The sequence below is a fragment of the Shewanella sp. 10N.286.45.A1 genome (assembly GCF_041470405.1).
In the GTDB taxonomy this organism is placed as follows: domain Bacteria; phylum Pseudomonadota; class Gammaproteobacteria; order Enterobacterales; family Shewanellaceae; genus Shewanella.
Genome location: NZ_JBFRMK010000111.1, coordinates 1 through 8250, shown reverse-complemented (window position 1 = coordinate 8250; position 8250 = coordinate 1). Strand labels below are relative to the sequence as shown.

The 8250-nt window shown below is 40.8% G+C and carries 5 protein-coding genes and 2 pseudogenes; 5 read left to right on the top strand and 2 right to left on the bottom strand.

The genetic code is table 11. The features are described from left to right. Positions 1 to 205 precede the first annotated feature (205 nt). The 3 genes and pseudogenes from AB4238_RS09430 to AB4238_RS09420 form a co-directional block, all read left to right on the top strand. Positions 206 to 502: pseudogene (locus AB4238_RS09430) on the top strand (IS4 family transposase); the annotation flags it as partial. Between the two features lie 133 nt (positions 503 to 635). Next, positions 636 to 1967 carry an AAA family ATPase gene (locus AB4238_RS09425; RefSeq protein ID WP_372033170.1) on the top strand — a complete coding sequence of 444 codons (1332 nt, stop codon included), beginning with the start codon at positions 636 to 638 and terminating at the stop codon, positions 1965 to 1967. Position 1968: 1 nt separating this feature from the next. Further along, a complete protein-coding gene (locus AB4238_RS09420; protein WP_372033169.1) occupies positions 1969 to 2793 on the top strand; it encodes a hypothetical protein in 825 nt (274 codons plus the stop codon). 65 nt (positions 2794 to 2858) lie between these two features. On the opposite strand, the gene AB4238_RS09415 is transcribed toward AB4238_RS09420, so the two are convergent. Further along, positions 2859 to 3551: a transposase gene (locus AB4238_RS09415; protein ID WP_372033167.1), complete on the bottom strand. Its 693-nt coding sequence runs from the start codon at positions 3549 to 3551 to the stop codon at positions 2859 to 2861. Between the two features lie 283 nt (positions 3552 to 3834). Between AB4238_RS09415 and AB4238_RS09410 the strand changes: the two genes are divergently transcribed. After that, a complete protein-coding gene (locus AB4238_RS09410; protein ID WP_372033165.1) occupies positions 3835 to 5961 on the top strand; it encodes a TonB-dependent siderophore receptor in 2127 nt (708 codons plus the stop codon). Between the two features lie 331 nt (positions 5962 to 6292). Then, a complete protein-coding gene (locus AB4238_RS09405) occupies positions 6293 to 7273 on the top strand; it encodes a transposase (RefSeq protein WP_372033164.1) in 981 nt (326 codons plus the stop codon). A gap of 536 nt (positions 7274 to 7809) precedes the next feature. On the opposite strand, the pseudogene AB4238_RS09400 reads toward AB4238_RS09405, so the two are convergent. Then, positions 7810 to 8168: pseudogene (locus AB4238_RS09400) on the bottom strand (IS4 family transposase); the annotation flags it as partial. Positions 8169 to 8250 lie beyond the last annotated feature (82 nt).

Here is an 8250-nt window from a genome sequence, read left to right as displayed (position 1 = left end):
CTCTGACCCCACTTATTCATGGGGATAGAGCAGGGGATAAAGCAGCGGTTGGTGAGTGTGGCTAATAGTGTTGGGGCAGAGCATGGGTTGTTGGGGTTGTAATTGTAAGGAGCTGATAATTGCTGCTTAGGCTTGCTACTGCGGCGTTGAAGCTCGGCTCCAGTGCTTATTGGGTAAAAGTTTACTCTGACCCCACTTATTTTTTCAAACAGGTCCAAAAATGAATGATAGCGGTACCCGAGTAGTGAGCAGGCTCAGCGTATTGCTGCTCATTGCCTGCTTGTCTCAATTTACGCTTTATCTTTTAGGATTAGCGGTGAAAGCTGCTGGTAAACACTGGCAATATCAAGCTAACTCAATAAAGCACCGCAACGTACTCTCAAACCAATTCATAGGCTTGAGAGCATATAAAGATAGGAACTTGAAGCTGTTGAAATTGCATTGGCAGGTAGCAATCAAAACACTACAAGGCTTAGTTCGGGAGCCACAAGCATGCTATTAAATTCGTGGGGATCCGTCAGACTCTGACCCCACTTATTCTGTAGCAATTCAGGCTTCTCATTTCTTCGGTTAATGTTGGACGCTGACCTTACTTAGTTGTTACGATGGGGAAAATTGGAATTAAGCGAATAGTCATGAATATTCATAAACTTATACTAAACAACTTTAAATCTGTATCAAGACTAGACATAGATCTTACTGAGAACGGCTCAAACGTCATATGCTTTGTAGGGGAAAATGGAAGCGCTAAGACTTCAATTTTGAACCTGATAGCAGAAGCACTGGTGTCAAATTCTCAACTTAAGTTTCCAGACTCTCCAGAGGAAAGAAAAAGGTATAGACTGATTAGCCCAAATGAGATCAAGACAGGAGAACAGTTTTACTCAATGGAAATTGAGTATAAAGGAACTGATAATAAAACTAATTACTTTAAAAAGCTTGTTGGTAGTAAAGGTCTTTCTAGGGAAGTTTACTCCGACGCGATTAAGGGAGTTGACTTAAGTAGCCACTATTATGATGAAAGGTCTTCTGAAGACTCAATAAATCCCAACTTAAGTTATCTTTTCAAGAATGTTTTTTTAATTCGTCCAAGTCAGAGATATGAGTTTGACGGTATGGATCCTTTAGCTGTTAATCATAAAAGCGAAATAACATCAAGAGAAGGGCTTGCTAATGAAATGCCATATCCATTCTCGGTTTCTCATTCAGGTAAACAGATTCAAGACTTGATTCTAGAGCTGTATTTCGATGCATTTGTTGGTTATCAAGCGGCAGGTGGAGGCATCCAAAAGATTACTGAACTCTTGGAAAAAGTTACGGGCAAAATTTTTGGTCGCATGCAAATTACTCAATCACCATATCGGCAAGTGCTTTTTTCTAAAGTAGGCAAAATTAAAAACTTATCTCAAGGAGAGTTGGATCTACTAGTTACTGTTGTTTCTATAATAACTCAACAACTACATTTATTTCGACAATACAGTGTTCAAGTTGAGCATGATGTTAAAATTGACCAATTTTTCAATGTACCGGGCATTGTCATTATTGACGAAGTCGATTTGCACCTACACCCAAGAGCTCAAGAAAGGTACCTAAAAACATTAACTGAAATATTCCCGAATATACAGTTTGTAATATCTACACACAGTCCCTTTGTCATTCGAGGGCTACCAAGTGGTTCAGTTGTAGTTAACTTACCTTCAGGTAATATATTCGATGATAATTTTGCAACTATGGATATTGATAGCATCACAAACATAATATTCAAATATGAAGGTGGTTTTTCAAGCGAATTTTTGGGGAAACTAAAAAAATTCAAGCGCATGCTCGTAAGCGAAGAAAAGGATACCCCGAAACTAAAAGAAATGTACATAGAGCTTTCTTCATCAAGCTCTGGAAGGGATGAGCTTGATTTGTATCTAGCGTCATACGCAAGCGAGGAATTAAGTAACACGATTAAAGGAGCTTAAAATGCGAAAAGTCGTTAGAGCCGAAGTTCCTTACCCTGAACGTTTGCAGAATCTTACTGACAAGAATCATGAACAGCTTTTGAATCATAATAATATCAGCAACAGTGTATATGGACATGTTGATGTAAAAGCAAGTCTGATGCAGCTTTATTTTGAAAAGTGCTATATATGCGAAGAAAGTGTTAGTGCAGGTATGTTTGATGTAGAGCATTATCTTCCCAAGAGGCATTTCCCGCAATTAGGTTATACATGGAGTAATCTCCATAAGTCATGCGAAGTTTGTAACCTTGCTAAAGAAAATAAAACGTTTCATATACGGAATAATGACAGTGAGTTTGCTGATATCAAACTGCTTGATCCATCAAGTGAAGAATATAACGTCTATAACTACATGCGATTCAATATTGACGCTGATGCAGAACTAGCTGGAATAGGTAATGATCCTATAGTAGTTCAAAAAGCAGAGCATACTATTAAATACCTAAATGGTGAGTTAGATACAGAGAGAGCAAGGGACCTACCACATAGGCGCTCAAAAAGAGTTATGGCGTTTATGCGTTACTGTGCGATAGATCTAGCTAGTAAGAAGGAAAGAATAAGAGAAATAAAGTTAAACTTAGATACTTACTCTAAACCTCGCGAGCCTTTGCAAGAAGAAGAAGATTCGGAAATTTGTATGAAATTGATTGGAGCTGACCATCAATTTTTATCAGACAAAGCACCTTTTTCAACATGTACAAGAGCCCAATTACAAGCAATATTTGGGGTAAGTTATTCCGTGTTGTTGCAGATAAAAGAAAAGATGCGTCAAGAGCTAGACCTATAATCGGTTCCCTTAAGTCTTCGACGGGTTGCAATAAGTGGGGTCAAATAAGTGGGTCAGAGTAAACTTTATTCTGGTCGCTTAGTAGGTCTTCCTATTCTCTTTGGCCTCATGTTTGTGCCTGTTAGCTTTTCAATTTCATCTTTAAACTTTTCATTTCCGATAGCCATGCCTTTGTGGGTCGCTTGTCGAATATCCTCAATGATTTTTGTGTCTAGATGATGTTTAAATAGCGCGCGGTAACATGTTTGTCGGGCTTTTTCTGTTGGGTGAATAGCGAGGTAAGCTGGGTGAGGCGTACATAGCAGGGACGCTTTACCTAAGGCGTTAACTTGGTAACTAGACCACTGATACTCACAAGGGTCATCGACCATATTTGCTCTAACGGGGTTGAGTTCTATATAGCGATAGAGCTGTATTAAGTAGTCCTCTGTTTGTACTAGGCAAGACTTATATCGTCCCTCCCATAGTGTTCCCGTGCGTTTATAAGTGTAATTAAAGTATCTTACATACTGGCGACCAAGGGACTGCATCATTTGACTGATAGAATTAGTTTTCAGTGGGGTGCAAAGTAAGTGGACATGGTTTGTCATAAATACCCAAGCATAGATTTCAACCTGAAATTTCTTGGCGTAGTCCTTTAACCATCCTGTATAGGCAATAAAATCTTGCTCTGAAGTAAAGCATGCTTGGCGGTTGTTACCGCGTTGAATGATATGTTGAGGTATTCCTATAGGATTGGCTCTAGGTTTTCTAGGCATGTGCAAGTTCCTTTTGCAGTGCTCATTATGCTAAAGAGTATAGATGAATAATTTTAGTTTACTCTGACTCTACATTTTTACATTTTGCTCATCACTTTCAATTACTTATTAAAACACATTATTCACTTTACCTGCCCATTTTTAACTCTCCAATTCATGATGTCACCTCAGTGAACCAATTGTAAATTTTGTTGAGATTAATTATCATTTTCATTAAGATCTCGGCCTTTTTAGCGTATTTAGATTTCTGCTTGTATTAACAATGAGGCTGAAGATAGACCAAATGTTTAAACTAAAATACCCAGGATTGCTGCTCGCGATGTCCCTTACTGCTCTACCTAGTTGGGCTGAAGAGCAAGTACAGAAAAAAGCCGTTGATGATAGTGAAATGGAAGTGATTACTATCAGTGGTAAAGGGCTGATCTCTTATGTCAGTGCTTCTGCAGCCAAAACGGATATGCCGATTATTGAGACCCCATCTTCAATTTCAGTATTAACCGAAAAGCGTATTACTGACCTAGGCGCAGAAAATGTTCAAGACGCCATAGGATACGTGGCTGGGGTTTATAATGGCCCTTATGGTGTTGATACTCGCGGCGATTGGGCGCAAATACGAGGTGTGTCACCACTGCAATACCAAGATGGATTGCAGATGATGTTTGGCAATTACAATAATGTGCGTACCAACCCATATATGCTGCAGCAGATAGAGATCTTAAAAGGTCCATCATCGGTACTCTATGGCCAAGGTTCTACGGGCGGTATTATTAACTTAGTGACCAAACGTCCGGAAGCTGAGCAAAAAGGGGAGATTTGGGCACAGGCGGGTAGCTACGATCGTAAGCAGCTTGCAGCAGACGTGACGGGGTCTTTCGATGATGATGAAACCCTTCTATATCGCTTAACTGGCCTATATCGTGACAGCAACACGCAAACTGATCACGTAGAAGATAACAGTTACTTTATTGCACCTGCCCTGAGCTGGTTTGCGACTGACAGTACCAAAATCACTGTATTAGCCAATCTACAAAAAAATGAGTCTGGTTCAAGTACCCAATTCTTCCCCCATGTCGGGACGATATTGCCTGCTCCTAATGGCCAGATCCCAAGTGAACGTTTTGTGAGTGAGCCTGGCTTTGACCAATATGACACTGAACAACGTGCAGTGACGTTAATGGTTGACCAAGACCTGAATGACTACATGTCTATTCACTGGGCAACTCGTTATGTTGATAGTGAATCAACCTACCGGACTATGTATGCTTGGCCGTTTGCATTACAGGCGGATGATCGCTCATTGCTACGCTCTATTTCAATGAGTGATGCAACTGCAGAGGCGTACACCTCAGATCTGCGCCTACAAGCACAGTTTGATACTGGTGATGTTGAGCATAACCTGACGTTTGGAATCGACTATCAAGATGTTGAAATTGATACTGATCGACTGTTTGTCTGGAACGGCGGCGGTTTGATTGATATCTATAACCCCAAATATGGCGTCAATCCTGAGAGTTATCCAACAAGTGCAGATATTCCGGATACCCCTGCTGAAACCAGCAAGCAACTTGGGGTTTACCTGCAAGACTCTATTAAACTTGGTGGCTGGGTGATTAGTGGTGCACTGCGCCATGATAAAGTTGAATCTGAAACGGCTGTAGTTGGCACGCAAGACCAAAGTGCCACTACCGGTCGACTCGGAATACTGTATAGCTTTGATTCTGGCATCGCACCTTATGTGAGTTATTCACAGTCTTTCTTGCCTATTTATGGTTCTAATGAAGTGGGTACGCCATTTAAACCACAAGAAGGTGAGCAATATGAGGTGGGTGTTAAATACCAACCGAGTGGCACTGAGCATCTGTTTACCGCATCTATTTACGATATTACCGATAAAAACCGTAAACAATCAGCAGGTCCAGATTTAACCTTGCAGCTTGGGGAAGTCGAGATTCAAGGCTTAGAGCTAGAAGCGCAGTTAGAGTGGGATGAGATTGACGTTTATGCCAGCTACGCCTATACCGACTCTACTAAGCACTCATCGACTACCGGTGAAGATGGGGCCAAACTTGCTGCTATGCCAGACAATATGCTGTCGACTTGGGTGACTTACCGCCCACAGTCATTCTGGCAAGGTTTCAAGGCGGGTGTTGGTTACCGCTTTGTAGGTGAAACCTCTGATGGCAGCATTGATGTGGTATTGCCAGACGGTACCGTTGCACATAAAGCACTTACAACTGACAGTTATCACCTGTTTGATATGATGATTGGTTATGAATTTGACCAGTTCGATATCAGCGTCAATGTTGACAATCTTACTGATGATACTGTGATTACCAGTTGTTTAGCTCGAGGTGATTGTTTCTATGGGCAGCGCCGTACTATTAACGCGAATGTGAAATATCGCTTCTAAATGTGATTTGGTGTGATTGAGTCATTCAGATAAAAGCCATAGCAACCGCTATGGCTTTTTATCATGTAGATTAACCCACCATAAACGCCCATCACTAATTAAGATAAAAAAATTAATAACCAAAAAATAACCAAGACACCCAAGATTAATATAATAACCAAGACACCCAAGATTAATATAAGTTGTGTGATTCCTATATTTATAAGCATCAACACTTTCAACTACCATTCCCCTTTCATCTTCTGAGGATAAGAATAACCAAGACACCCAGAATTGTGAATGTGCATCTCCTCTACTAGGCTTTAGTTCTGGCTGAAGAGAGGAGTTTGTTATGCCAACACCAAGAAAAGCACTAGTGAGTCTAGAAGATACACCGTTTTATCATTGCATATCTCGCTGTGTTAGAAAGGCATTTTTATGTGGTGTAGATAAGTATACAGGCCAATCCTATGAGCATCGGCGGGGCTGGGTAGAGCAGCGATTATTGCAGCTTGCTGAGGTGTTCGCCATTGATATCTGCGCGTTTGCGGTAATGAGTAATCATCTGCACCTAGTATTGCGGATAGATGCTGAATTAGTGAAGAGTTGGTCTGATATAGAGGTTGTTGCGCAATGGCTAAAGCTGTTTAAAGGCGACAGTTTGAATCAGATTTTTGTTAAAGGCCAGCCTCTTGAATCTTACCAGCAAGCCATTATCAATCAGCGGATTAAACAGTATCGTACAAGGTTGATGGATATCTCCTGGTTTATGAGGGCATTAAATGAGCCCATAGCCCGAAAGGCGAATGCGGAGGATAAGTGTACAGGTCGCTTCTGGGAAGGCAGATTTAAGTCCCAAGCACTGCTTGATGAGGCTGCTGTTTTGGCCTGCATGGCTTATGTCGACTTGAACCCTATTCGCGCAAAGATGGCTGATTCACCAGAAACCTCAGACTTCACAAGTATTCAATTACGTATCAAAGCAGCGTTGAAGGGGAAGCAGCCAGACTCGTTACTGCCTTTTGTAGGAAATGAACATCAAGACATGCCTAAAGGGTTGATGTTTAGTGCCAAAGATTACCTTCAACTGGTTGATGATACAGGGCGTATTCAACGCCATGATAAAAGAGGCGCTATCAGTCACTCCTCTGAGCAACTGCTGCATCGTTTACATATTCCGGCTGAAAACTGGCTTAAAATGACTGCAGAATTCGCGGAAATCTTCAAAGGTCCAGTGGGTAATACACAAGAGTTAACATTATATTGTGAACACCTTGAACGTAAACGACGACAAGGTGCTGCCAATTGTCACCGATGGCTTGATTGTAGCTAGCCTACTTTAACCCCTCCTAATTTTGTATTATCAAACAGACGTTTGATGTTTCTGCTGTATGAATTTCACATTAGTTACCTATAGTTTACTCGCCAATTAGATTCAGCTAGTGCTCGCGTACTTATGCGACTGCATTGAGTGTTCAATATGAGGTGAAAAGTACCAAATTCGATGTTTAGCTCAACCTAGTGGGGAGGTAAATAATCTTGGGTGTCTCAGTTGTTTCAGTTGGTGTCTCAGTTGTTTCAGTTGTTTTTTGAAGTGCAGCCATTGATGAAGCAAGTTTTCCAATTCGACGTTTAGCATGAATTAGAAGAGCAAGGTTACCTATAGTTTACTCGTCAATTATATTCAGCTAGTGCTCGCGTACTTATACGACTGCATTGAGTGTTCAAGATGAGGTGAAAAGTACCAAATTCGATGTTTAGCTCAACCTAGTGGGGAGGTAAATAATCTTGGGTGTCTCAGTTGTTTTCTGGGAGGTAAATAATCTTGGGTGTCTCAGTTGTTTTCAGTTGTTTTCAGTTGTTTTCAGTTGTTTTTTTATGAGCCGCGAGCGATGCCCGTATGAGAAATCTTTGCTTGCGATCATCAAGGTCTGACCAATCAATGCGAATAATTGGTTGCTTCATTGTTCCGACTAACAGGTACGCCATGCGGGTGTAAATGAACTCGATATCACTATGTATGTTGGGTTACTGTAAAGCCTATCAACACGTTTAATCTTATGTTTTTACAAGGTATTACTATTAATGCCGCGACCAAGGGCTGTGATTGAAAGTGAAGCACCGTTCATAGAGCTTTCTATTGATGATAATAAACTTTGTCGGCGAGTTTTGTGCATTAACGGGGTGACAAGGGATAAGCATTTTGATAAAACTTGTTTCGCATTCATGGCATTTACTCATGGTAATTTTTGTTTGGCGATAAACTTGATCACCAAATGCCATGAATGTTCCTTATTATACCAATTGCAT

Coding starts and splice junctions, on each gene's coding strand:
- AB4238_RS09425 (WP_372033170.1), top strand. CDS start 636: ATGAATATTCATAAACTTATACTAAACAACTTTAAATCTGTATCAAGA.
- AB4238_RS09405 (WP_372033164.1), top strand. CDS start 6,293: ATGCCAACACCAAGAAAAGCACTAGTGAGTCTAGAAGATACACCGTTT.
- AB4238_RS09420 (WP_372033169.1), top strand. CDS start 1,969: ATGCGAAAAGTCGTTAGAGCCGAAGTTCCTTACCCTGAACGTTTGCAG.
- AB4238_RS09410 (WP_372033165.1), top strand. CDS start 3,835: ATGTTTAAACTAAAATACCCAGGATTGCTGCTCGCGATGTCCCTTACT.
- AB4238_RS09415 (WP_372033167.1), bottom strand. CDS start 3,551: ATGCCTAGAAAACCTAGAGCCAATCCTATAGGAATACCTCAACATATC.